The following is a 24839-nucleotide window of genomic DNA, read 5'->3' as shown; positions in this document are numbered from 1 at the left end:
ATGAGCACCGGACGCCCTACGCCAGAGAAACAGATCCGTCCCTCGCTCGCCGGCATCCTCGCCGGTCAGGTCTCGGACGCGGTGAACGGCAACTGGGTCGATACCATGGCCCCCGAATGGACCCGCCCCTACCTGCGGCTCAGCCGGGCCGACCGGCCGATCGGCACCTGGCTGCTGCTGATCCCCTGCTGGTGGAGCCTCTTCCTCGCCATGGCGGCAGGCGGCGATCCCCGGCTTTCGGACCTGTGGATCTTCATCGGCTGCGGGCTTGGCGCCTGGCTGATGCGCGGTGCGGGCTGCACCTGGAACGACATCACCGACCGCAAGTTCGACGGCATGGTCGAACGCACCCGCTCCCGCCCCATCCCTTCGGGCCAGGTGACGACGAAACAGGCGGTGGCCTGGATGGTGATCCAGTCGCTGGTGGCCTTCGCCATCCTGCTGACCTTCCCGCTGCCCGCCGTGGTGCTGGGCGTGGTGTCGCTGGCGCCGGTCTGCATCTACCCCTTTGCCAAACGCTTCACCTGGTGGCCGCAGGTCTTCCTCGGCCTGGCCTTCAACTGGGGCGCCCTGCTGGGCTGGACGGCGCATACCGGCGCCCTCGGCTGGCCGGCGGTGATCCTCTATGTCGCGGGCATCTCCTGGACGCTTTTCTACGACACGATCTATGCCCACCAGGACAAGGAGGACGACGCGCTGATCGGGGTGAAATCCACCGCGCGGCTTTTCATGGAGCGCACGCCCGCCTGGCTGGCCCGCTTCCTGGTGATCTCCGTCACCCTCGTGGGTCTCTCCGTGATCACCGCCCTGATGCCGCGCCACGACCCGCTCGCGCTCATCATCGCGCTGCTCGGACCCTGGGCCATGGGCATCCACCTGCTCTGGCAGCTGCGCACCTACGATGACCAGGACATGGACGTCCTTCTGATGCTTTTCCGGTCCAACCGGAACGCCGGCCTCCTCGTTCTGCCGTTTTTCGCCTGCGCCTTCCTGCTCTGATTGCCACAACGGCCCCCGACGGCTAAGGAACCCGGACCACCAACTGCCCAGAAGACCCATGCGCCTTTCAGCCATCGCCATTCTCGCAGCCTGCTTCCTGCTCGCCGCCGTCGGAAGCCTCTTTGCCGCGGGCTTCGCCGTGCGGCTGGTGGAGGACAAGTCCGAACTCTCCGTCCGCCACTCCCTCGACATGAACGACCTCGGCTGGGCCGAGGTCCGCGCCGACGGGCTGCAGGTGATCCTTTCCGGCACCGCCCCGACCGAGGCAAAGCGCTTCTCGGCCAAGTCCGTCGCGGGCACCGTGGTCGATGCCTCCCGCGTGATCGACGACATGGGCGTCACCTCCCGCGAGGGCATCGCCCCGCCGCGCTTCTCGGTCGAGATCCTGCGCAACGGCGCCGAACTCTCCCTCATCGGGCTGATCCCGGCGCATTTCGACCGCGATGACCTGGTGTCGCGGGCCGGCAAGCTGCGCGGCGTCACCGATGTCTCCGACCTGCTGCAAACCGCCGACTACCCCGTGCCCAAGGGCTGGCAGCGCAGCATCGACTACGCCCTCGACGCCCTGCGCCTGCTGCCGCAGTCCAAGATCTCCCTCTCCGCCGGCCAGGTCTCCATCACCGCGATGAGCGCCTCCGCGGAACAGAAACGCTCCCTCCAGGGGGAGCTGACCCGCGCCGCCGGCACCGATATCGACCTGACCCTGGCGATCACCGCGCCCCGGCCCATCGTCGCCCCCTATACCCTGCGCTTCGTCATGGATGACGCGGGCGCCCGCTTCGACGCCTGCACGGCAGATACAGAAGCCGCCCGCGACCGCATCCTGGCCGCCGCCCGCGCCTATGGCGCGCCGACCTCGGCCAGCTGCACCATCGGCCTGGGCGTGCCCTCCTCCGACTGGTCCGACGCCGCGGTGGACGCGATCCGCGCGCTCGGCTCGCTCGGCGGCGGCACCGTCACCTTCTCCGATGCCGACATCTCCCTGGTCGCCGCCGAAGGCACCGCCTCCGGCCTCTACGACCGCATCGTGGGGGAGCTGGAAAACGCCCTGCCCGGGGTCTACGCCCTGCATGCCGTGCTGCCCGAAACCCCCGACGATGCCGCCGACGGCCCGCCGGAATTCACCGCCACCCTCAGTCCCGAAGGCAACGTCCAGCTGCGCGGGCGCATCGGCGACGAACTGACCCGTAACGCCGCCCAATCCCTGGCCAAGGCCCGCTTCGGCTCCGACAAGGTCTATACCGCCGCCCGCCTCGATGACGGCCTGCCCGACACCTGGGCGATGCGCGTGCTCACCGGGCTCGACGCCCTGGCGCAGCTCTCCAACGGCGCGGTCATCGTCACCCCCGAAGAGGTCTCGGTGCGCGGCAATACCGGGGACCAGGACGCCTCCGATGCCATCGCCCGCCTGCTGGGCGAAAAGCTGGGCCAGGACGGCACCTTCAAGATCGACGTCACCTACCTGGAAAAACTCGATCCCGTCGCCTCCATCCCGACGCCGCAGGAATGCCTGGCGCAGATCCAGGCGATCCAGAAGGACGGCAGCAAGATCAACTTCGAACCCGGGTCCACCAACGTGGATTCCGCAAGCCTCGACCTGCTCGACCAGATCGCGGAGGTGCTGAAGACCTGCCCCGACCTGCCGCTGATGATCGCCGGGCACACCGACAGCCAGGGCCGGGAGGAAATGAACCTCTCCCTCTCGCAGCAACGCGCCCAGGCCGTGCTGAACGAACTGCGCCTGCGCCGCGTGCTGACCCGCACCTTCGAGGCAAAGGGCTTTGGTGAAACCCAGCCGATCGCCGACAACGGCACCGAGGAAGGCCGCGAGGCGAACCGCCGGATCGAGTTCTCCCTGATCGCCCCCGAAACCGGGCCCGAAACCGGGGACGACACTGCAGACGACGCCGCAGCCGAGACCGCAACCGGGGACACCCCGGCCGACGCCTCATCCGACGCGACGGCTGACGGCGCATCCGATGACGGCACTGACGAGGACGCAAACACCGGCACCGACTCCGAGATCGGCTCCGGCGACTGACCCGGCCAGGACGGGGGCATGACGAGGTCCAGCACGAGGTCCAGCACAGGCGCCTGCCCTGCCGGGGCTCCGCACAGCGCATCGCCAGGCCGAAGAATCTCGCGCCTCTTTGCCTGTTTTTACCGGATTTTTACCGGGCCGGGCCGCCCGCTACGGAGAAGTTGAATTGACGACGGGCCCGATTTGACCAATGACGGGCCCAGACGGGCCTCATCCGCCCGGCGCAAGACGTGAAGCAGAAGACAGGAACGAACCGGTGAACAGAACCGAATTCATCATTGCCACGGCGATCATCCTCTTCGTCGCCTTCTGCATGGGCTGGTTCGCCTACTGGCTGATTCACCGCTTCACCCGCGTGTCCAAGGCCGACATGGGCGAGTTGGAACGCATGGCGCAGGAACTGCACGAAGCAGAGGAAACCCGCGACCAGGCGATCACCTACCTGCAGCAGCGCGAAGCGGAACTGACCAACCAGCTGTCCCAGACCGAGGCAGAGCTTTCGGCCGCCATGGACGGCCTGCGCGAAGCCCGCCACGAGGCAGAGGAACTGCGCGCCTACATCGAACGCGTCCACCAGGGCGCCTGAGCCGTAGGGTGGATGCAATCCACCGCCTGTCCCCCCACCGCCTGTCCCCCAACGCGCCCCCTCCCCCCAACGCCACCTCCAACCACCGCGCGCCCCGTTAACCCGGGCGCATTCCGCCTTTCCCCACCGTCGCGATACCGACGTAATACCGACGTGGTACCGACGTGCCGATTTGGCCCCGAAACCCCTGTTAACCATGGGTTTGCACGGCTGAGTCGCTGCACTGCAGTACCGACGTTCGAAACGATGGGGGTAAGGGGCCGTTAACGGCTCCAGCGGGACAGGGCGTCTTCGTCCTCGTCCTTGGCGGCCACCCAACCGGTTCCTGCACCGGTGGTTTCCTTCTTCCAGAAGGGCGCCCGGCTCTTGAGGTAGTCCATCAGGAAATCCGCCGCCTCGAAGGCTGCCCGCCGGTGGGCAGAGGCGGTGGCGACCATCATGATCGGCTCTTCCGGGCGCAGCAGGCCGAAGCGGTGCAGGATCAGCACCGGGCCCAGGGGCCAGCGCTCCGCCGCCTCCGCCGCGATGCCCTGCAGCGCCTTTTCCGTCATGCCGGGGTAGTGTTCGATCTCCATCGCCTGCAACCCACCGCCCGGCAGGTCCCGCACAAGCCCGGTAAAGCTGACGACGGCCCCGGCGCCCGCCACCGCGGCCACTGGCGTGAAGTCCGACAGGATCGCGCCCGGGTCGAAAGCGGCCTCCTGCACGCGGATATCAGCGCCGGCGGTCATGGCTCATCCCCCTGTCATCGGGGGGAAAAACGCCACCTCGCGGACACCGCCCAGGGGCGCATCCATCTCGCTCAACTCCTGGTCCAGGGCCACGCGCACCGCCTTCAGGTCCGAAAAGGCCAGGGCGTAGCGCTCTTCCCGCTCGGCCAGTTCCGCGACCAGGTCGGCCACGGTGGCAGCGGCGGTTTCGACCGTTTCCTTCGGCAGGCCGATCCGTTCCCGGATCCAGGCGAAGTAGAGTACCTGCAGGCTCATCATCTCTCTCCTCGTCCGTTTTCCCGGGCCGTTCAGCCGTCCCGCAGATGCGGCCGCGCCTTCAGGAAGTAATCCGCCCCGGTGATCACCGTAAGCACCGCCGCAACCCAGATCAGCACGACACCGCCCCAGCTTGCAAGCTCCTGCAGCAGCACGAGAAACTCATGCCCCTCCTCGCCCGACGAAGCCGCGCCCGAAACATGGCCCTGGTACAGGCCGAAGGCGACCTCGCCCAGGTATTGCTCCGCGATGCCCTGCACCAGCAGCACGGCGATGGCGACCATCTGCGCGGTGGTCTTCCACTTGGCCAGCTTGGTGACCTTCAGGAGCCCCGCCGTATCGCCCAGGAACTCCCTCAGGCCGGACACGAAGACCTCCCGGAAGAGGATCAGCGCCGCCGGCAGCACCAGCCATTCCGACAGGGAGGAATAATGCGCCAGCACCATCAGCGCGATCACCACCATGGCCTTGTCGGCGATGGGATCCAGCATCGTGCCCAGCTTGGACACCTGGTTCCAGGCGCGCGCCAGGTAGCCATCGGCATAGTCCGTCAGCGAGGCCAGGACAAAGACCACCAGCGCCAGCGTATCCGCCAGGGGGCGCGGCAGCCAGAGGAAGCAAAGCGCGATGCCCGGGGCGGCAATCAGGCGCAGGATCGTGAGCAGGTTCGGCAGGGTCATTTTCATGGCCCTCCTCCTACTCCTCCTTGCGCGCAGGGGGAAGCGGCAACCTGAGGCGCAGCCCCCGCACAGGGCCCCGCCAGGGCCACAGATGGCCGCCAATGGGCCAGTTCCCGCCCTCCCGCCTGCGGCACCATCGCGCGGGCCGAACCCCGGACCTGCGCGGCGCAGGATCGCGGGCACATTATCTGCGCCATTCCGCCCCCCCGGCCTTGCCTGCCGCAGGGGGGCGACATACATCCCGGACATGGCATTTCGGACCCCCTTCAAGAAGCGCGGCCCCACGGTCGCGGTGATCCGCCTCAACGGCATGATCGCCTCCGGCTCCCGCGGCGCGCTCAGCGACGAGGGGCTGGCCCCCGTGATCGAAAAGGCGTTCCGCCGCGGCAAGCCCGTGGCGGTGGCATTGCAGATCAATTCCCCCGGCGGCTCTCCGGTGCAAAGCTCCCTCATCGCCGCCCGCATCCGCCGGCTGGCCGAGGAAAAGAAGATCCCCGTCATCGCCTTCGTCGAAGACGTCGCGGCCTCCGGCGGCTACTGGCTGGCCACGGCGGCCGATGAAATCCTGGCCGACGAAAGCTCCCTCCTGGGCTCGATCGGCGTGATCTCCTCCGGCTTCGGCGCCCATGTTTTCCTGGCCCGCCAGGGGATCGAACGCCGCGTCTACACCGCCGGCGAAAGCAAGAGCATGCTCGACCCCTTCCAGCCCGAGAAGGAAGAGGACGTCGCCCGCCTGAAGGACCTTCTGGAAGAAATCCACGGCCATTTCATCACCCAGGTGAAGACCCGCCGCGCCGACAAGCTGAAACCCGAGCCGGAGCTCTTCTCCGGACGTGTCTGGCTGGGCCGCCGCGCGGTCGACGTGGGCCTGGCCGATGGCATCGGCCACCTGGCCCCGGTGCTGAAGGAACGCTACGGCGAGAACCTGCGCATCCGCCGCTACGGGCGCAAGCGTGGCCTGCTGCAACGCATCGGCGCCTCCGTGCTGGGCGATACGCTCACCGCGATCGAGGAAAGGGCCGCCTATGCGCGGTTCGGCCTCTGACATGGTGACAGGCCGCCTGTGCGGGGCAGTCACCGCGCGATGATCCTCAAGGTCGTTATCCTTTTCCTGGTAGCCATGGGCGTGCTCGCTATGTTCGGCAAGCTGACGCTGCCGGGCGGGCGCCGTATTGGCGGAAAAGGCGGACAGCGCAGCCTGGGCGGCGGCAAATGCCCCAAATGCGGGCGACACCGGATCGGCCGGGGGCCCTGCCCCTGCGGCGGGACCGGCAACAAGAGAAACAAGAAGGGATAACCCCCAATGCTCGTCTGGCTCATGGCGGCCCTCGGTCTCATCATCCTGCTCCTTGCCGGTGACATGCTTGTCCGAGGCGCGGTCAACCTGGCCCTGCGGCTTGGAATTCCGGCGCTGATCGTCAGCCTGACCATCGTCGCCTTCGGAACCTCCGCGCCCGAGCTGCTGATCTCCCTCAAGGCCGTGGCGGAAAACAAGCCGGGCATGGCGCTCGGCAATGTGGTGGGCTCGAACACCGCGAACATCCTGCTGGTCCTCGGCCTGCCGGCCATCCTGGCGACGATGCACACCAGCCACCACGACACGAAGAAAAGCTACGCGATCATGCTGATCGCCACGGCCGCCTTCATCCTGCTCTCCCTGCGCGGACAGTTCGATGTCTGGTCCGGGCTGCTGTGCCTCGGCTTCCTGATCCTCGCCCTTCTCGACCAGGGGCGTGATGCGCTGTCCCACCGCCGGGCGGAACGCGATGCCGCCGATGACCTGCAAGAGGTCGAAGGCGCCGATACCGACATGCCCTGGTGGAAGGTCTGCCTCTACCTCGCCCTCGGCCTCGTCGGGCTGCCCTTCGGCGCCTCCCTGCTGGTCGACAGCGCCTCCGAAATTGCCCGCAACTACGGCATCAGCGAAACCGTGATCGGGCTGACCCTCGTGGCGCTCGGCACCTCGCTGCCGGAACTGGCGACCACCGTCATGGCCGCGCTGCGGCGACAGGCCGACGTGGCGCTTGGCAATGTCATCGGGTCGAACTTCTTCAACCTGATGGCGATCATCGGCATCACCTCCCTCTTCGGCACGATCCCGGTGGATCTCTTCGATGTCGGTTTCGACTTCGCCGTCATGGGGATCTCTGCCCTGCTGCTGATCCCCTTCGTCTACTTCCGCCGCGACATCGGCCGTGCCTGGGGTATCATCCTCAGCGCGCTCTACGTCGCCTATGTCGCCGCCGTCCTGACCTGATCCCGGAGGGAGGAGAACACCATGCCCCGCGCCCTCGTCACCGGAGCCGCCAAGCGCCTTGGCCGCGCCATGGCCCTGACCCTGGCCGAAGAAGGCCATGACGTCGCCCTGCACTACCACGGTTCGGCCGACGCCGCCGAAGAGGTGGCCGGACTGATCCGCGCCATGGGCCGCACCGCCGTCCCGCTTCAGGCCGACCTGACGGTCGAGGCAGAGGTGGAGCCCCTGATCGCCCGCGCGGCCGAAGCCCTGGGTGGCCCGCTCGACTGCCTCGTCAACAATGCCTCGGTCTTCGACTACGACAACATCCGCACCGCCGACCGCGCCAGCTGGGACCGCCACATGGAAGCGAACCTGCGCGCTCCCTTCCTGCTGACGCAGCGCTTCGCGGAACAGGCGCCCGCCGCCGGCACCGACAGCATGGGCGAGCCGGAGCCCTCCGCCCTCGTCATCCAGATGCTCGACCAGCGGGTGCACAAGCTGACGCCGGAATTCATGTCCTACACCATCTCCAAGATGGGGCTCTGGGCCTTCACCCAGACCGCGGCGCGCGCCCTTGCCCCCGCGGTGCGCGTCAATGCCATCGGCCCCGGCCCCACCCTGCAGGGCGCCCGTCAAAGCCAGGTGCATTTCGATGCGCAGCGCCACAACACCGTGCTTGGCCGTGGGTCCAACCCCGAAGATATCTGCGGCGCGCTGCGCTACTTCCTGACCGCGAAATCGGTCACCGGACAGCTGATTTGCACGGATGGCGGCCAGCACCTCGCCTGGCAGACCCCGGACGTTCTTGGCGTCGAATAGGACATTCGTCGCGAAAGTTGTTCATGCGTCACGGTGCGTTTACAAAGCTGTTACCAAAACACTAACGTTTTCAGCTGCTTGGCACGGGAAACTAATTATATCCAATGAAAACAATGGGTTGAAAATTTGCCCATTTCTTGGGCAAGCCAAGGAAAGCCCAGCGGATTAAGGGTTTTTTCCAGATGTCAAAATCCTATCCCCCGACTTATCCACAGAAAGCGGGGACAGCTTTGGACTTGAGCTCGGGCGCGGAAACTTGCAGCCAAGGTGAGAATCGAGACGGAATCGTATGACCCCAGAGAACGACACAGGCACAGGCCCGGAAACTGGCCCGGACACGGGTCCCGCGACCGGACCCGAGGGTCAGGAAACTGCCCCTGCGGAAAGGCCCCGTGGCCGGGCCGTGATCCAGTCGTACCTGTCGCGCCTGGACAGCTCGCCCGGGGTCTACCGCATGCTCGACGCGGAAAGCCGGGTGCTCTACGTCGGCAAGGCGCGGAACCTGAAGGCGCGGGTGTCGAACTACGCCCGGCCCACCGGGCATTCGGGCCGGATCGCCCGGATGATCCGCGAAACCGCCTCGATGATGTTCCTCACCACGCGCACGGAAACCGAAGCGCTGCTGCTGGAACAGAACCTGATCAAGCAGCTCAAGCCGCGCTACAACGTGCTGCTGCGCGACGACAAGTCCTTCCCCGAAATCGTCGTGGCCAAGGACCATGCCTTCCCGCAGATCCGCAAGCACCGCGGCGCGCGCAAGACCAAGGGTGCCTATTACGGCCCCTTCGCCAGCGCGGGCGCCGTGAACCGCACGCTGAACCAGCTGCAAAAGGTCTTCCTGCTGCGCAACTGTTCCGACAGCCAGTTCGAAGGGCGCACGCGCCCCTGCCTTCTGTACCAGATCAAGCGCTGCTCGGCGCCCTGCGTCGACTACATCAGCAAGGAGGATTACGCGGCCACCGTCGCCGATGCCGAACGCTTCCTTCAGGGCCGGTCGACGGACGTGCAGGAAAAGCTTGCCGCGCAGATGCAGCAGGCCTCCGAGGAGATGGAATTCGAACGCGCCGCCGCCCTGCGGGACCGGATCAAGGCGCTGACCCAGGTCCAGACGAACCAGGGGATCAACCCGCGCTCCACCGCGGAGGCAGACGTGGTCGCCCTGCACATGGAGGGCGGCCAGGCCTGCGTGCAGGTCTTCTTCATCCGTGCGCACCAGAACTGGGGCAACCAGGACTTCTACCCGCGCACCGGCACCGACGTGTCCGAAGCCGAAGCGCTCGAAGCCTTCCTGGGCCAGTTCTACGACCAGAAGGACCCGCCCCGTCAGATCCTGCTGTCCCACCCGATCGAGGACGCCGACCTGATGGAGGAAGCCCTGTCGGGCAAGGCCGGGCGCAAGGTCGAACTGCTCGTACCGCAGCGCGGCGAAAAGGCGGAGCTGATGGCCGGTGCGGCACGCAATGCCAAGGAAAGCCTTGGCCGGCGCATGTCAGAAAGCGGGACGCAGCTGAAGCTGCTGAAGGGCGTGGCAGAGGCCTTCGGCCTTGAAAAGATGCCGGAGCGGATCGAGGTCTACGACAACTCCCACATCCAGGGCACCAATGCCGTGGGCGGCATGATCGTGGCCGGGCCAGAGGGCTTTCTGAAGTCGCAATACCGCAAGTTCAACATCAAGGGGGATGACCTGACCCCGGGCGATGACTTCGGCATGATGAAAGAGGTCCTGACCCGCCGCCTGAAGCGCCTGCTGAAAGAGGATCCGGACCATGACAAGGGTCTGTGGCCCGACCTGCTGCTGATCGACGGCGGCGCCGGTCAGGTCAGCGCGGTGCAGGAGATCCTGGAGGAGATGGGCGTGCCCGACCTGCCCATGGTCGGCGTCGCCAAGGGCATCGACCGCGACCACGGCAAGGAAGAGTTCCACCGCCCCGGCCAGCGCCCCTTCGCGCTGCGGATGAACGATCCGGTGCTCTACTTCGTCCAGCGCCTGCGGGACGAGGCCCACCGTTGGGCCATCGGCACCCACAGGGCAAAACGGGCGAAAAGCCAGATGGCCAACCCGCTGGACGAGGTACCGGGCGTCGGGGCCACCCGAAAGCGCGCGCTGCTGTCCCACTTCGGCTCCGCCAAGGCGGTCAGCCGGGCGAATCTGGCGGATCTCAAGGCGGTGGACGGGATTTCCGACAGCCTGGCGGAAACGATCTACGATCACTTCCATGGCAGTCCCTGACCCTGCGGCAGCTGTCTCCCTGATGTGACCGTGGACGGGGCCTCCGGTGGCTTGCCCTTCGACGCGATGCAGCGTCTAAGGGCAGAAACGACTGTCCCGGAGTTCAACGATGCGCACAAATCCGACGGAAAGAGAGATCCAGGCCCAATCGGATCCCAACCATCCGCCGCATGACGATCCGATCGAACCGATCAAACCGTGGAAACTGGTCGCTCTGGTTGCCGGGCCGCTTGCGACCCTCATCCTGAGCTTCCTGCCCGCCCCGGCCGGCATGTCGCCCGAGGCCTGGCGCCTCGTGGCCCTGACGGTCTGGATGGTGATCTGGTGGCTGGCCGAAGCGGTGCCGCTGCCCGCAACTGCCCTGCTGCCGATCCCGATGATGCCCCTTCTGGGCATTCAGAAGGTGCCCGCGATCACGGTAAGCTACGGCAACCACCTGATCTTCCTGTTCCTTGGCGGCTTCATCCTTGCCGGGGCCATGCAACGCTGGGGCCTGCACCGCCGGATCGCCCTGACCATCGTGCGCGCCATCGGCTCCACCCCCACCCGGATCGTGCTGGGCTTCATGCTGGCCACCGCCTTCCTGTCGATGTGGATCTCCAACACCGCAACCGCGGTGATGATGTTCGCGGTCGGCGTGTCGGTGATCGACTTCGTCGCCTCCCGCGTGGAAGACAAGGCGCTGGTGCGCAACTTCGGCGTGGCCCTGATGCTGTCCATCGCCTTCTCCGCCTCCATCGGCGGCGTCGGCACCCTGATCGGCACCCCGCCGAACGCCCTGCTGGCGGGCCTGCTGGGCGAAACCTACGGCGTTGAGATCGGCTTCCTGCAATGGATGCTGATCGGCATGCCGGTGGTCATCGTCATGCTGCCGATCTGCTTCTTCCTGCTGACCCGCGTGGTCTTCCCGATGAAGTCACTCGACCTCGGCGGCGTGAATGCGGTGATCGAGGAAGAATATGCCCGCCTCGGCCGCATGGACCGGGCAGAGATCATCGTCGCCATCGTCTTCGGCGGCGCGGCCTTCTTCTGGATCACCCGCAGTTTCCTCGGCCTGCCTCTGAACGACGCAGGCATCGGCATGGCGGCGGCACTGCTGCTCTTCGCGATCCCGGTGGGGCGCAACCAGGGCTTCGTGCTGGACTGGTCCATCGCCCGCAGCCTGCCCTGGGGCGTGCTGATGCTCTTCGGGGGTGGCCTGGCCCTGGCTGGCGCCTTCAATGCCACGGGGCTTGCCGCCTGGATCGGAGACGGGGTCGCGGGGCTGCAGGGCATCAACCTGTGGCTGCTGGTGCTGATCGTGACGGCGGTGATTGTCTACCTGACGGAAATCACCTCCAACACCGCGTCCACCGCCACCTTCCTGCCCATCCTGGGCGCCGTGGCCATGGGCCTTGGCGTTTCGCCGGAAATGCTGATGGTGCCGGTCGCGCTTGGCGCGTCGATGGCCTTCATGATGCCCGTCGCCACACCACCGAACGCCATCGTCTTCTCTTACGAGGAGATGCACCTGTCGGACATGGTGAAGGCGGGCTTCCTGCTCAACATCGCCTCGATCGCCGTGGTCTTCCTGGCAATGTACCTGCTGGCGGGCCCGGTCTTCGGGGTCTGATCACACCCCGGTGCATGAAAGAAAGAGAGAGGGGGGCCAGCGGCCCCCCTCTTTGCATTTCGCCAGTCCCTCGCGGGTCAGTCCCTCACAGCTCAGTCCCGCAGGCGCCAGCCGGTCTGGAAGATCCGCCACACGATCACCAGGCAGATCCCGAAGAAGACCGAGATCGCCAGCAGGCTCCATCCCACGGGCACGTCCGAGACGCCGAAGAAGGCCCAGCGGAAGCCCGAGATCAGGTAGAGCACCGGGTTGAACAGGGTCACCTTCTGCCAGAATTCCGGCAGCATGGAGGTGGAGTAGAAAGAGCCGCCAAGGAAGACCAGCGGCGTCACCACCAGCAGCGGCACCAGCTGCAGCTGTTCGAAGTTCTTGGCCCAGATGCCGATGATGAAGCCCATCAGCGCGAAGGTCAGGCAGGTCAGCAGCAGGAAGGCCACCATGGCCAGCGGATGCAGGATCGTCAGGTCGACGAAGATCGCCGCCGTCCCCAGGATCACCAACCCGATGAACAGCGCTTTCGTCGCTGCCGCCCCCACGAAACCGATGACGATCTCGAGGAAATTCACCGGCGCCGACAGAAGCTCGAACACCGTGCCGACGAACTTGGGGAAGTAGATCCCGAAGCTGGCGTTGGAGATCGACTGCATGATCACCGACAACATGATCAGGCCCGGCACGATGAAAGCCCCGTAGGAGACCCCCTCGACCGTGTCGATCCGGGAGCCGATCGCAGCCCCGAAGACCACGAAGTAGAGCGAGGTGGAGATGACCGGAGAGATGAAGCTCTGCAGGATCGTGCGGAAGAACCGCGACATCTCGTTCATGTAGATGGCCTGGATGGCACGCAGGTTCATTTGGCCTCTCCTTCCCCTTCGACAAGCCCGACGAAGATCTCCTCGAGCGAGCTCTGGCTGGTGTGCAGGTCCTTCAGCACGATGCCCGCCTCGGTGAAACCGCGCATCAGCCCGGCGATGCCGGTGCGGTCGGCCTGGGTGTCGTAGCGATAGGTCAGAGACATGCCATCCTCCGCCAGCTCCAGCTCGTAATCTGCCAGGACCTCGGGGATCTCGGTCATCGGCTCTCGCAGGTCGACCGTCAGTTCCTTGCAGCCCAGGCGCCGCATCAGATGGGCGGTTTCCTCGACCATCAGGATCTCCCCGCCGCGGATCACCGCGACGCGATCCGCCATGGCCTCGGCTTCCTCGATGTAGTGGGTTGTCAGGATGATGGTGACACCGGCGGCCTTCAGATCCGCCACGACGTCCCACATTTCCTTGCGCAGGCCCACGTCGACGCCAGCGGTGGGTTCATCAAGGAAAAGCACCCGCGGCTCATGCGCCAGTGCCTTGCCGATCAGAACGCGCCGTTTCATGCCGCCCGAAAGCTCCCGCACGCGGTTGGCCCGCTTGTCCCAGAGCGCGAGCTTGCGCAGCACCTCCTCGACCTTCGCCTTGTCGCGCTTCTTGCCGAACACCCCGCGGGAAAAATGCAGGTTTGCTTCGACGTAGGAGAAGGGTTCGAGGTTGATCTCCTGCGGGACCAGCCCGATCAGTTCACGCGCCTGTCGGAACTGCGTCTTGATGTCGAAGCCGCCCACCGTCGCCGTGCCGGAGGTCGGCTCGGTGATCCCGCAGAGGGTGGAAATGAGTGTGGTCTTGCCGGCCCCGTTGGGGCCCAGAAGGGCCAGGATCTCGCCTTCCTCGATATCCAGCGTCACGCCTTTCAGCGCTTCGAAGCCGCCATCGTAGGTTTTGCGAAGGTCCCGGACCTGAAGGATCGCAGCCATGCTGTCCTCCCGAAAATTGGGTTGAGCGGGTCAAGTGCGGCCCGCCGGAAACGACAAACGGGCCCGAAGGCCCGTCGATCAGCAGGAGGTAGTGCGCCCGCCGCGCATTTGCACTGTGCCTTTTCACACAACGCCTACGCGGCCTCTGTGCAGGCCTTCTGTCATGATGGTGACATCATGCCCCGCGCAGACGCTTCAGCCAGCCCTTCTTCTCTGCCTCGGATGCGGTGTCCTCGGCATCGCCCTCGCCCTCCTCCGGCGCTTCCAGCACTTCCTGCAGGCGGGAAAAGAACTGGTCCGCCATCTTCTTGGCAAAACCGTCGATGATCCGGGATCCAAGCTGGGCAAGCTTGCCTCCGACCTTGGCCTCCACGTCATAGGTCAGCTCCGTGCCGCCCTCCACATCGGCAAGCCGGACCGTGGCCCCGCCCTTGGCAAAGCCGGCGGCGCCGCCCTTGCCTTCGCCGGACAGGGTCAGCTGCTCCCCCTCGATGAGGTCCGAAACCGCGACCTCTCCCTTGAAGGTGGCTTTCACCGGGCCGACCTTCTGGGTCACCGTGGCGTTGAAGCCCTCTTCGGGCGTGCCCGTCACTTCCTTGGCACCCGGAACGCATTCCTGCAGCACCTCGGCCGAAAGCAGGGCTGCGAAAACCGTCATCCGGTCCGCTGCAATAACGCGGCTGTCGCTCATTTCCATCGGGCATCTCCTGTGGTCGCGCCGAGGGAGCGTAGTGGAATAGATCTGTCTTGGAAAGCAGCCCGAAATCCGGACCGGCAGCGGGACGTCCGCCGGTCCGGTCCCGGGCGGCGCTATGGGCGGCGCGGGATACTCGCCCGGGTAGACCGAAGCCGAGTCGTCACGGAGGTGTGTGTGTGTCAGTCGTGAGGACTCGGCTTCTATTCTGTGCCGGCAGCTGGTGTGTGTGTGTCAGTTATGCCGGGGGAGCCGTACGACCTGGCTGTGTGCGACCAGGTCTCTACCGTTGTTCGGATCCGCTCCTGTATACTGCTTCAAACCACGCCCCTTTGCATCTGCCCAATGGCGTGATTTTTCGCGCCGGGGGATAGCCCACCTATCCGAAGGGATAGGTGGGGCGGGACCCGATCAACCCTGCGCTGAAAACACCCCGCGAAGAAACCGCGTAAGGTCATCAAGCCCGGTCAGCGGCAGCACATTTGCGACGTGCTGGTCCGGCCGGACAAGCACCATGGCCCCCTTGGTCCGGTCGATGCCCCGCATGTCGAAGATGTCGGTCCTGCCCGCATGATCCGCGCAGAAGGCTTTCTCCTGATCAATGAGCCCAAGCGCCCCCTTTGCGGGCCGCAACAGCGGATGCAGCTGGGGGAGGGACAGCGCACGATGATCCTGCTGCAGAACCGCCCGGACATCCAGAACCGAGTCGGGATCCGCACCTTCCCGCGTGATCTGCCGAAGGGGCGATGCCGGGTCGTCGTGAAGGTAGGAGCAGAGACGCCAGAGCGCACTGCTTTCATCCGTCGGATCCGCCTGGTCGGCAAAGGCGAAGAGACGCCAGCGCCCATCGGCCCGCACCACATGGCCAAGATGCAGCGGCCGTGCATCGGCCAGCCGCACGACAGGGGCTGAATGGAACCTTTCACCGGGGATGAATCCCCGGGCCAGATTCTGGTGATCATCCGACCCGACAAGCGTCGACGGGGCATAGCGGATGGCCGTCCCCGCCGTGAACCGACCGTGCTGCTGGAAATACGCCTGGAAGACGGAGGGATCGACGCCGTCTTCATCTGATGCGGATGTCTTCGGGCGGGCACTGAACATGCGCGCGAACTCCCGATCGAAATCGATCAGCATCTGCGCCACGCCCTGCCGTTCAGCCGTGTAGCTGTCCAGCAGCTCTGCCGGGCACTGGCCGTTCAGGACGGCCGCCAGTTTCCAACCCAGGTTGAAACCGTCCCGCATCGAAACGTTCATCCCCTGCCCTGCCTTCGGGCTGTGCGTGTGGCACGCATCCCCGGCAATGAACACGCGCGGCGCGCGGCCGTCCTCCGCATCATCGTAGCGATCACACAGCCGCTGGCCGATCTCGTAGACCGACCACCATGCGACTTCCTTCACGTCCAGGGTGTAGGGCGCCAGGATCCGCTGCGCGGCGGAGATGAGCTTGTCCGCGCCGATGTTCTTGTTGCGAACCCGCTCTTCCGGGGCAAGCTTGTCCAGCTCGATGTAGAGCCGGACGAGGTAGCCACCCTCCCGCGGGATCACCAGGAGGTTTCCTTCGGTCGCGGAATGCACGGTCGCCTTGAGGCGAATGTCGGGGAAATCCGTGACGGCCAGCACGTCCATCACGCCCCAAGCCTGGTTCGCCGCATCCCCCGTTAGCTCCCGCCCGATGCTCTCGCGCACCTTGCTGCGGGCCCCGTCGCACCCCACGACGTAGCGGGCGCGCACCGCTTCGACCTGCCCGGCCCGCGTCGGATCGGTGGATTCGACCGTCACCGTCAGAGGGTACTCCTCTCCCTCGTCTCGCTGCAGATGCACCAACCGGCGGTCATAGTCCGGCCGAATGGGCGACGTGGCGTTGCGCATGACTTCAAGGAAGAAATCATGCACCCGCGCCTGGTTGAGGATGACATGCGGGAATTCCGACAGCCCCTCTTCGGTATCCCTGATGCGGCCGGAGCGCGCGATACCGGCAGGATTGGCGGGGTCCGGCTTCCAGAAAGCCGTTTCATTCACCCAGTAGGCTTCCTTCAGGACCTTGTCGGCAAATCCGAAGGCCTCGAACATCTCCATCGAGCGGCAGGCGATGCCATCTGCCTGCCCGACCATCAGCGGACCGGGTTTCTGCTCAATGATCCGGGTGGTGATGCCGGCAAAGGCCGACAGCTGTGCCGCAAGGACAAGCCCGGTCGGCCCCGCACCGACGATCAGCACATCCACTTCCTCCGGCAGGGGAACATGCTGCGGGGTCTCCTCAACCGGGTGCGCGATTGCAGGATCTCCGGGCCGAAAGCCGTTCAGATGGAATTGCATGTCTCCTCCCAAATTTGATATGACGTCATATGATATGTACACATTTCATTTTTTGGGTCAAGATATTGATGTGATCACTTACCATTCCGACTAACCTGCACGGGCGACACTGGCCGTGGAAGGAGAGACCACATGGAAATCAAGGAGATGTCCGGGCATCTGATCCGCCGACTGCACCAGCATTCGACACAGGTTTTCCAGGCCAGGATGAAGGAAGAGGGGCTCGACCTCACCTCGGTACAGTTTGCGGCCATGGGCGCAGTGCTGGACGAGCCGGGAATCGATCAGGCGGGCGTTGCGGCCCATATCGGATATGACAGGGCAACGATCGGCGGGGTCATCGAAAGGCTGGTGCAGAAGGGCCTGATGCGGCGCGAAATCAGCCGGACCGACCGTCGCGCCCGCGCGCTTTGGCTGACGGATGAAGGACAGGCCCTGCACGACCGCGTCCGACCGGTCGTCTCGGCCCTTCAGGCCGACATCCTTTCGGGTCTCGCGCCCGAGGAACGCCGCCGCTTCGAAAGCCTGGCCCGGAAGATCCTCGATCATGTCTCCGGCGGCGATGCATCCCCTGCGACCAAAGGTGACGGCGCCGGCTGAACGGCTTCCCAGATCCTGCCTGAACGGCTAGGAACGTTGCATGAGACCCGGATCCGGACGCCTTCTTTCCGCTCTGTTCCTCACGCTGCTGCTTGCGTGGGGTTCGGTGCTGTCGGCGTCCCACATGGCGCCCTCGCAAGAGGAGCTGGCCAAGGCCCGGACGGTTCTGGCGCTCGGCTCCGGCTATGACGACCTGTGCGGGGACCAGGCCGGCCCGATGCGCCACTGCCCCTTCTGTCACGCCTTGCCGAAGGCGGACGGGCCCCGCATCGCACCGCTCGAACGGCGCCTCGCCTTCGACCTGGGCGATCTGCCCGACGATCATCAGGTCTTCGCGCCCCTTCCGGTCAACGACGATCACGCCCCCCGGGCGCCTCCGGCCCTGTTCGCCTGACATCCGCCTTAGAGGCCATGACAGCGACGTGCCGCCGCCCCGCGCGGCGGCCGGTAAATGCGCAGATACGGCAACGCCCCTGCGACAGACCGGAGAAAAAACATGAAGACCACGACCCTTTTCGCGATTCCCCTTGCGACCATCCTTTGCGCACAGGCCGGGGTAGCCGCCCCGCTCCTGCCCGTTGAAAGCACCCTGCCCCGCGGCATCGGCGCCGCGCTGCACGACCAGACGCTGACCACCGGCCAGGCGCCGGACCTGCTGCTGGTCGCCGACGAAACCATGGGCATGGATCACAGCCACATGGCGATGCACGATGTGACGCTTGGCGATCTGACGCTCAGCGGCGGCTTTTCCCGCGCGACCCTGCCCAATGCACCTGTTGCGGGCGGGTTCCTGACGATCACCAACACCGGCACCGCCGATGATCGCCTGATTGCCGCCGAAAGCAGCATCGCCGGGCGGACAGAGGTGCACGAAATGTCGATGATCAACGGGGTCATGAAGATGCGTGCGCTGTCCGACGGCCTTGCAATTCCCGCTGGCGAAACGGTCGAACTGAAACCGGGCGGTTACCACATCATGTTCATGGACCTTCAGCAGCCGCTCGTCGAAGGTGACGAGGTCGCCGTCAAGCTGGTCTTTGAAAAGGCCGGGGAGACCACCATGCAGCTGGAGATCGGCGCCCCCAATGCCAAGTCCGCGCATGAGCACATGAGCCACTGAACAGCCCCGGCCCCGCGCCCCGCGCGGGGCTGGACAGCCACACGGAAAGGACCCCTGCAATGAACGCCAAGAAAGCTGCCATCCTCGGGCTCTGGATCCTGGCCGGCGCCGCCCTGATCGCCTTCGCAAGCTTCAAGGTCTTCCAGCCCATGCTGAACCGCTCCCTCGCCGAGGACCTGGGGCGCGGCGACTACACCCTGATGACCACCGCGGGCGTGCCCTTCACCGAAGACAGCCTGAAGGGCGAACCTAGCGCGGTCTTCTTCGGCTTCACCCACTGCCCCGAGGTCTGCCCGACGACATTGGGCGATATCGCCACCTGGCAAGAGGACCTCGCCTCCACCGGGCAGCAGATCCGCGTCTTCTTCATCACCGTCGATCCCGAACGCGACACAGTGGAGCAGCTGCGCGACTACACCTCCTGGGTGCCCGACGTGCAGGGCGTGGCCGGCGATCCGGAGGAAATCGCCAAGGCGATCAAGGCCTTCCGCATCTACGCCCGCAAGGTGGAGCTGGAGGACGGAGATTACACGATGGATCACTCCGCCTCCGTGCTGCTGTTCGACCGCAAGGGGCGCTTCTTCGAACCGATCGGCTACCAGGAGGATTACGATCGTGCCGTCGGCAAGATCCGCCGCCTGCTGAACGGCTGACCTCCTGCGCCTGTGGCGCGAATGCCGATGCCCGGGGCCGCCTCGGACAGGGCTCTTGCCGAAATCGATTCCCTGCTCTAGGCAGATTTCCGCTTCGGTCCGGACCCAAGGGTCCGGTGAATAGGGAATGCGGTGAGGGGGACAGCCCCAATTCCGCAGCTGCCCCCGCAACTGTAGGCGGAGAGCGACGCCGGACCATGTCACTGCTGCAACCACTGCGGCGGGAAGACCCGGAAGAGCCGTGACCCGCAAGTCAGGAGACCTGCCGAGGCCGATCACCCAGTCCGGGCGCGGGGCGCGTCCGAGGCGACGGACCTTCCGTAGCGGTGGCATCGCAACCGTCTGCGGCAGGCACTTCCCTTCCCAGACAGCCCGACATGCTTCTCCCGGTGAGGCCGGGAATACGAAGGGAAAGTACATGACAGCGTTCCAGCGCGCCCTTGCGCAGACCACCGCCCTGACGACCGTGACCCTGGCCATTGCCCTGACCGGCACCGCAACCCGGGCCCAGGACGTCGTCGAACTCGACGCGATCACCGTCACCGCCAACCGCGAGGCGACCGAGGTCGACAAATCCGGCTCCACCGTCGAAGTGATCGAGGAAGACGAGATCCGCGAAGCCGGTGAAGTGCGCCTGGTCGACTTCCTGAACACCCTGCCCGGCATTTCGATCAGCACCAACGGTCCGGCCGGAACCACCTCCACCCTGCGCATCCGTGGCGCGGCGGGGGCCTATATCGGCGTCTATGTCGACGGCATCGACGTGAACGATCCGTCCTCCACCCAGATCTCCTTCGACTGGGCGAACCTGAGCACCGCCGACGTCTGCCGGATCGAAGTCCTGAAGGGTGCGCAATCGGCGCTTTACGGATCGTCCGCAATTGCCGGGGTGATCAACATCACCACCAACCGTGCGACCGAACTGGGCGTGACCAACCGCTACGCGGCGGAACTGGGCAGCTACAACACCGCGCGCCTTTCGTTCAACTCCTCCTGGCTGGGCGAGCGCGGCAGCTTTGCCGCCACGATCAGCCACGTCACCTCCGACGGTTTCTCCGCCGCGGATGAGAACGACGGCAACACCGAGGCCGACGGCACCGTGGCCACCCGCCTGTCCTTTGCCGGCGAATACGACGTCTCCGACGATCTGACCGTCGGCATGGCCGGTTTCTGGCAGAAATCGAAGGGCGATTACGACGGCTATGCCTGGAACGGCACCGCCTACGTGCTGGGCGACGGCACGCCGGACGAATACAACGAGGCGGAACAGCTGGGCCTGCGCGCCTTTGCGAAGCTGACCACCGGCGCGGTGGAGAACGAATTCGCCCTGCAATACTACCGCAACGACCGCACCAGCTACAGCGACGGCTACGCGACCCCCTACCTGGGTGAGCGCAGCTCCCTCTCCTACGTCGGGACCATGGCGCTCGGCCCGACCTTCGACCTGTCCTTCGGCGGCGATGCGACCCGCGAAAGCTACGACGGCAGCACCGAAGACGCGGACTACAAGACCTACGGGATCTTCACCGAAGGCAAGTGGGCACCGACAGATCAGCTCGACGTGGTCGCCTCGGTGCGCCAGGACGATCACTCGACCTTCGGCGGGCACACCAGCGGGCGGCTCTCCGTCGCCTATCGTCCGAGCGATGACCTGATCCTGCGCTTCGCAGGCGGCACCGGGTTCCGCGCGCCCTCCCTCTACGAGCTCTACTCGGCCTATTACGGCAACCCCGACCTCGACCCCGAGACCTCGGAAACCTACGAGGTGGGGATCGAGAAACGCTTCGGTGAGACGGCCTTCGTGAAGGCGACCCTGTTCCACACGGAGATCACCGACCTGATCCAGTGGTCCAGCAGCACCTCCACCTACCAGCAGGTCGAAGGCACCAGCACCATGGAAGGGGTCGAGCTTTCGGGGGGTTACACCTTCACGCCGAACCTGCGGCTGACGGCGAACTACACCTACACCAAGGCCCATGACGCCGATGGGGATCGCCTGGTGCGCGTGCCGCTGCACGACATCAACGTCAGCCTGAACGCCGACCTGACCGACCGCATGACCGCCGGCCTTTCCGTCCAGCGCGTCATCGACACCGTGGACAGCAGCGCGACCCTGCCCGACTACACCCTGGTGAACCTCAACTTCGGCTACATGCTGAACGCGCAGACCGAGGCCTATGTCCGGGTGGAAAACCTGCTGGACGAGGAATACGAGACCGTCAGCGGCTACGGCACCTCTGACCGCGCGATCTACTTCGGCGTCCGCGGAACGTTCTGATGATCCGGCGCGCCGCGATCCTTGCCCTTCTCGCCGCCCTGGCCAGCCCGGCCGGAGCGCAGGAGGCCCCGCGGCGCGTCGTTTCGATGAACCTCTGCACCGATCAGCTTGCCATGATGCTGGCCGACCCCGGCCAGCTTCTTTCCATCTCCTGGATCTCCCGCGACCCGCGCAGTTCCGCCATGGCGGAAGACGCGATGGACTATCCCGTCAACCATGGCCGGGCCGAAGAGATCTGGCTGATGAAACCCGACCTTGTCCTGTCGGGCACCTACACGTCCCGCGCGGCGGTGGAGATGCTGAAACGCCTGGGAACCCGCGTGGTCGAGGTGCCCCCGGCCTCCAGCCTGGACGACATCCCCGACCGGATCATGACCATCGGACGCGCGATCGGTCACGAAGACCGCGCCCGCGCCCTGGCGGACGATTTCACCGCCCGCCTGGAGACGCTGCGCGAAGACGTGTCCGAACGCCCCTCTGCCGCGATCTACTACGCCAACGGATATACCACCGGCGACCGCACGCTGGCGGGAGAGATCCTGATCACCGCCGGGTTCAGCAACATCGCGGGCGACAGCTATGGCGGCCACCTGCCGCTGGAACTGCTGGCCATGGCCGAGCCCGACGCGATCATCACCGGCACCCCCTACCCCGGCGCCTCCCGGTCCGAAGAGATCCTGCAGCATCCCGTCGTCGAAGCCCTGCGCGAACGCGCCGCAGGCCGCGCGGTGACCGACAGGGACTGGATCTGCGGCACCCCGCACGTGCTGCGCGCCATCGAAGACCTCACCGCATTCCGGAAGACCGTCAAATGAGCCGCCTGGCTGCCCTTCTCATCACCCTCGTCCTGCTGCTGTCCCTGGCGTCGCTGACCGTCGGGCCTGCGGATGCAGGGCTCTCCGCTTCCTTCCGCGCCCTCTTTGGCGATGGCGGGCCGCTCGTCCTCGTCATGCAGGAAATTCGCCTGCCCCGCATGCTTCTGGGGCTGATGATCGGTGCGTCCCTCGGACTGTCCGGCGCCGCACTGCAGGGCTACCTGCGCAATCCGCTGGCCGAACCGGGGCTCATCGGCATTTCCTCTTCGGCAGCACTTGGCGCGGTCATCGCGATCCAGACCGGGTTGTCGGCGGCCTTTGCACTGGCCCTGCCGCTGATGGCCCTGGGGTTTGCATTGCTGGCCGTGCTGATCCTGCTCGCGCTGTCGGGTGCACGGGGCGACACCCTGACGCTGATCCTCGCCGGGATCGCGATTTCCGCCACCTCGGGCGCATTGACACAGCTGGTGCTGAACCTCTCTCCCAATCCTTTCGCAACCTCCGAGATCGTGTTCTGGCTGATGGGATCGCTCGCTGACAGGTCGATGACGCATGTCCTCCTGGCTGCACCCTTCATGGCCGTGGGCATCCTGTTGCTGGCGGGGATCGGGCGTTCCCTGGATGCGCTCACCCTGGGCGAGGATGCGGCGGCATCCATGGGCGTCAACCTGCGGCGCCTGCGCCTGCGGGTGGTCATCGGCACGGCATGTGTCGTCGGGGCCGGCACCGCGGTGGCCGGGGCCATCGGCTTCATCGGTCTCGTGGTGCCCCATCTGCTGCGGCGGTTTACCGGCAACCGGCCCGGCCCGCTGCTCTGGGCCTCCGCGCTTGGCGGGGCGGCGATGCTGCTGGCCGCCGATGTCGCGGTGCGCCTTCTGCTGCCCGATCGCGACCTGAAGCTCGGCGTGCTGACAGCGCTTGTCGGCGCCCCGTTCTTCCTGCACCTCATCTGGCGCAACCGGAGGGAACGCGCATGACCCTTCTGTCGATCAAGGACCTGAGCGTGTCGCTGCGCGGTCGCAACGTCTTCAGCGATGTTTCCTTCGACATCGCACCGGGCGAATTCGTCGGGCTGATCGGGCCGAATGGCGCGGGCAAGACGACCCTGATGCGCGCGGCCCTGGGGCTGATCCCGGCGCAGGGGCAAAGCTCCCTCGCGGCCCTGGATACCTCCGAGCGAGCCCGCGCCGCCGCCTGGATGCCCCAGGCCCGGGAGATCGCCTGGCCCGTCTCGGTCGAGGCGCTCGTGGCACTTGGCCGCCTGCCCCATGGCCGCACCGGAGGCCCAGCCGATCACGCCGCCATCTCTGCCGCGATGACGCGCATGGCGCTGGATCCGCTGCGCAAGCGGACGGCAACCCGGCTGTCGGGCGGCGAACAGGCCCGCGCCCTGATCGCCCGTGCGCTGGCACAGGAAACCCCTCTGCTCATGGCCGATGAACCCACTGCCGGGCTCGACCCCGCGCACCAGATTTCCACGATGGAGGTCTTTGCCGATCTCGCGAAGGCCGGCCACGGCGTTCTTCTGTCGCTGCATGACCTTGGCCTGGCGGCCCGCCACTGCACCCGCCTTCTGCTTCTGGCCGAGGGACGCCTTCTTGCGGATGGCCCGCCCGCCGAGGTGCTGACAGCGCCGCTGTTGTCGCAGGCTTTCCACATCACCGCCCACCACCAGCAGACAGCCGACGGCCCCGTCTTCCAGCCGCTGAGCGTCATACGGTGAGCCTGACGCTGGATCGTCCCTGGCTGAGCTTCGACCTCGGCGCATCCTGCCGGGTCCTCAGCTGGGCGCCCTACCGGCCCGGCTTCGTAACCGCCCGAAGGATCCTGTGGCGAGAGGTCCGCAACGCCGACCTGCCGGAGGATCTGGATGCCCACGACTGGCTTGCCCGGGAAGTGGCCGCCAGGGGAGAGGCGCAGTCGGTCTGCTTTCTGACCTCCCGCGACATCCGCGCCCATCATCACCGGCTGATCCGCGTGGAGGATGCCGAGGCAGAGGTCGTCGCCACCGTCGGCCTTTCCAACGCGGAGCGGGTCGGCACCCGGCTGGACCGCAGCGGCACGGACTGGGGCACGATCAACATAGCGGTCCGGTTGGGCGGGGCATGGTCCGACACCGCCCTGACAGAAGCCCTCTCGATCGCGACACAGGCCCGGACGGCCGCCGTGATCGACCACGGGGCGGACCTTCCGACGGGCCGCGCCACCGGCACCGGCACGGATTGCATCGCCGTCGCCGCCCCCGCGGGGGAGGCCAGCTACTGCGGCCTGCACACCGCCATCGGGGAGGCCGTGGGCCGCGCCACCTACAAAGCGGTCCGCGATGGCACCCTCGAATGGCGCAGCTACTGGACCGCACGCGGCCGCGGTACCTTCTGATCG

The 24839-nt window shown here is 66.1% G+C and carries 25 protein-coding genes and 1 riboswitch; of the genes, 18 read left to right on the top strand and 7 right to left on the bottom strand.

What is annotated here, in order from left to right; translation table 11 throughout:
• The 3 genes from ubiA to AC2IR1_RS05775 all read left to right on the top strand — a co-directional run bounded on the left by ubiA (position 1) and on the right by AC2IR1_RS05775 (position 3626).
• Positions 1-999: a 4-hydroxybenzoate octaprenyltransferase gene (gene ubiA, locus AC2IR1_RS05785; RefSeq protein WP_486475332.1), complete on the top strand. Its 999-nt coding sequence runs from the start codon at positions 1-3 to the stop codon at positions 997-999.
• Between the two features lie 58 nt (positions 1000-1057).
• Positions 1058-3040, top strand: coding sequence for an OmpA family protein (locus AC2IR1_RS05780; RefSeq protein WP_486475331.1), 1983 nt, complete (start codon positions 1058-1060; stop codon positions 3038-3040).
• Between the two features lie 256 nt (positions 3041-3296).
• Positions 3297-3626 carry a hypothetical protein gene (locus AC2IR1_RS05775; protein WP_486475330.1) on the top strand — a complete coding sequence of 110 codons (330 nt, stop codon included), beginning with the start codon at positions 3297-3299 and terminating at the stop codon, positions 3624-3626.
• Positions 3627-3889: 263 nt separating this feature from the next.
• On the opposite strand, the gene AC2IR1_RS05770 is transcribed toward AC2IR1_RS05775, so the two are convergent.
• The 3 genes from AC2IR1_RS05770 to pgsA are packed head-to-tail and all read right to left on the bottom strand — an operon-like array spanning position 3890 to position 5298.
• On the bottom strand, positions 3890-4357 hold the full coding sequence (locus AC2IR1_RS05770) for a molybdenum cofactor biosynthesis protein MoaE (protein ID WP_486475329.1): 468 nt from the start codon (positions 4355-4357) through the stop codon (positions 3890-3892).
• Positions 4358-4360: 3 nt separating this feature from the next.
• Positions 4361-4606, bottom strand: coding sequence for a molybdopterin converting factor subunit 1 (gene moaD, locus AC2IR1_RS05765; RefSeq protein ID WP_486476374.1), 246 nt, complete (start codon positions 4604-4606; stop codon positions 4361-4363).
• A 38-nt stretch (positions 4607-4644) separates the two neighbouring features.
• Positions 4645-5298 carry a CDP-diacylglycerol--glycerol-3-phosphate 3-phosphatidyltransferase gene (pgsA, locus tag AC2IR1_RS05760; RefSeq protein ID WP_486475328.1) on the bottom strand — a complete coding sequence of 218 codons (654 nt, stop codon included), beginning with the start codon at positions 5296-5298 and terminating at the stop codon, positions 4645-4647.
• Between the two features lie 241 nt (positions 5299-5539).
• Here pgsA and AC2IR1_RS05755 point away from each other — a divergent pair, with 241 nt between their 5' ends.
• From AC2IR1_RS05755 to AC2IR1_RS05730, 6 genes are all read left to right on the top strand, one after another.
• The gene (locus tag AC2IR1_RS05755) at positions 5540-6337 is read left to right on the top strand and encodes a S49 family peptidase (RefSeq protein WP_486475327.1); all 798 of its coding nucleotides are present in this window, start codon (positions 5540-5542) and stop codon (positions 6335-6337) included.
• A gap of 39 nt (positions 6338-6376) precedes the next feature.
• A complete protein-coding gene (locus AC2IR1_RS05750; protein WP_486475326.1) occupies positions 6377-6589 on the top strand; it encodes a hypothetical protein in 213 nt (70 codons plus the stop codon).
• A gap of 6 nt (positions 6590-6595) precedes the next feature.
• Positions 6596-7549 (top strand): calcium/sodium antiporter, encoded by a 954-nt coding sequence (locus AC2IR1_RS05745; RefSeq protein WP_486475325.1) that lies wholly within the window; start codon positions 6596-6598, stop codon positions 7547-7549.
• 21 nt (positions 7550-7570) lie between these two features.
• On the top strand, positions 7571-8350 hold the full coding sequence (locus AC2IR1_RS05740) for an SDR family oxidoreductase (protein ID WP_486475324.1): 780 nt from the start codon (positions 7571-7573) through the stop codon (positions 8348-8350).
• A gap of 289 nt (positions 8351-8639) precedes the next feature.
• Positions 8640-10580, top strand: a complete 1941-nt coding sequence (uvrC, locus tag AC2IR1_RS05735; protein ID WP_486475323.1) for an excinuclease ABC subunit UvrC — start codon at positions 8640-8642, stop codon at positions 10578-10580.
• 109 nt (positions 10581-10689) lie between these two features.
• Positions 10690-12192: an SLC13 family permease gene (locus tag AC2IR1_RS05730; protein WP_486475322.1), complete on the top strand. Its 1503-nt coding sequence runs from the start codon at positions 10690-10692 to the stop codon at positions 12190-12192.
• 92 nt (positions 12193-12284) lie between these two features.
• Here the strand turns inward: AC2IR1_RS05730 and AC2IR1_RS05725 are convergent, their stop codons facing one another.
• The 4 genes from AC2IR1_RS05725 to AC2IR1_RS05710 all read right to left on the bottom strand — a co-directional run bounded on the left by AC2IR1_RS05725 (position 12285) and on the right by AC2IR1_RS05710 (position 16991).
• Positions 12285-13046 carry an ABC transporter permease gene (locus AC2IR1_RS05725; RefSeq protein ID WP_486475321.1) on the bottom strand — a complete coding sequence of 254 codons (762 nt, stop codon included), beginning with the start codon at positions 13044-13046 and terminating at the stop codon, positions 12285-12287.
• Complete coding sequence (locus AC2IR1_RS05720; protein WP_486475320.1) at positions 13043-13978, bottom strand: ABC transporter ATP-binding protein; 936 nt, start codon at positions 13976-13978, stop codon at positions 13043-13045. The genes AC2IR1_RS05725 and AC2IR1_RS05720 overlap by 4 nt, the downstream gene beginning before the upstream one ends.
• Positions 13979-14153: 175 nt before the next feature.
• A complete protein-coding gene (locus AC2IR1_RS05715; RefSeq protein WP_486475319.1) occupies positions 14154-14675 on the bottom strand; it encodes an SRPBCC family protein in 522 nt (173 codons plus the stop codon).
• Between the two features lie 408 nt (positions 14676-15083).
• Positions 15084-16991, bottom strand: a complete 1908-nt coding sequence (locus AC2IR1_RS05710; protein ID WP_486475318.1) for an FAD-binding monooxygenase — start codon at positions 16989-16991, stop codon at positions 15084-15086.
• 132 nt (positions 16992-17123) lie between these two features.
• Between AC2IR1_RS05710 and AC2IR1_RS05705 the strand changes: the two genes are divergently transcribed.
• The 9 genes from AC2IR1_RS05705 (at position 17124) to AC2IR1_RS05665 (ending at position 24836) form a co-directional block, all read left to right on the top strand.
• Positions 17124-17591, top strand: coding sequence for a MarR family winged helix-turn-helix transcriptional regulator (locus AC2IR1_RS05705; RefSeq protein ID WP_486475317.1), 468 nt, complete (start codon positions 17124-17126; stop codon positions 17589-17591).
• Positions 17592-17631: 40 nt separating this feature from the next.
• Positions 17632-17985, top strand: a complete 354-nt coding sequence (locus AC2IR1_RS05700) for a hypothetical protein (protein WP_486475316.1) — start codon at positions 17632-17634, stop codon at positions 17983-17985.
• A gap of 102 nt (positions 17986-18087) precedes the next feature.
• Entirely contained in the window at positions 18088-18711 is a 624-nt protein-coding gene (locus AC2IR1_RS05695; protein ID WP_486475315.1) for a copper chaperone PCu(A)C, read from the top strand.
• A 59-nt stretch (positions 18712-18770) separates the two neighbouring features.
• On the top strand, positions 18771-19364 hold the full coding sequence (locus AC2IR1_RS05690; protein WP_486475314.1) for an SCO family protein: 594 nt from the start codon (positions 18771-18773) through the stop codon (positions 19362-19364).
• A 78-nt stretch (positions 19365-19442) separates the two neighbouring features.
• Positions 19443-19648: riboswitch (cobalamin riboswitch) on the top strand.
• 134 nt (positions 19649-19782) lie between these two features.
• On the top strand, positions 19783-21642 hold the full coding sequence (locus tag AC2IR1_RS05685; protein ID WP_486475313.1) for a TonB-dependent receptor plug domain-containing protein: 1860 nt from the start codon (positions 19783-19785) through the stop codon (positions 21640-21642).
• On the top strand, positions 21642-22457 hold the full coding sequence (locus tag AC2IR1_RS05680; protein WP_486475312.1) for an ABC transporter substrate-binding protein: 816 nt from the start codon (positions 21642-21644) through the stop codon (positions 22455-22457). Before AC2IR1_RS05685 ends, AC2IR1_RS05680 begins: the two co-directional genes overlap by 1 nt.
• Positions 22454-23434, top strand: coding sequence for a FecCD family ABC transporter permease (locus tag AC2IR1_RS05675; protein WP_486475311.1), 981 nt, complete (start codon positions 22454-22456; stop codon positions 23432-23434). Before AC2IR1_RS05680 ends, AC2IR1_RS05675 begins: the two co-directional genes overlap by 4 nt.
• Positions 23431-24180: an ABC transporter ATP-binding protein gene (locus tag AC2IR1_RS05670; RefSeq protein WP_486475310.1), complete on the top strand. Its 750-nt coding sequence runs from the start codon at positions 23431-23433 to the stop codon at positions 24178-24180. Before AC2IR1_RS05675 ends, AC2IR1_RS05670 begins: the two co-directional genes overlap by 4 nt.
• Positions 24177-24836 (top strand): adenosylcobinamide amidohydrolase, encoded by a 660-nt coding sequence (locus AC2IR1_RS05665; RefSeq protein ID WP_486475309.1) that lies wholly within the window; start codon positions 24177-24179, stop codon positions 24834-24836. Before AC2IR1_RS05670 ends, AC2IR1_RS05665 begins: the two co-directional genes overlap by 4 nt.
• Positions 24837-24839 lie beyond the last annotated feature (3 nt).

The organism is Pseudooceanicola sp. NS-SX8, assembly GCF_057380755.1.
The sequence above is the reverse complement of the archived record's forward strand: the minus strand, read 5'-3'. Positions and strand labels throughout refer to the sequence as shown.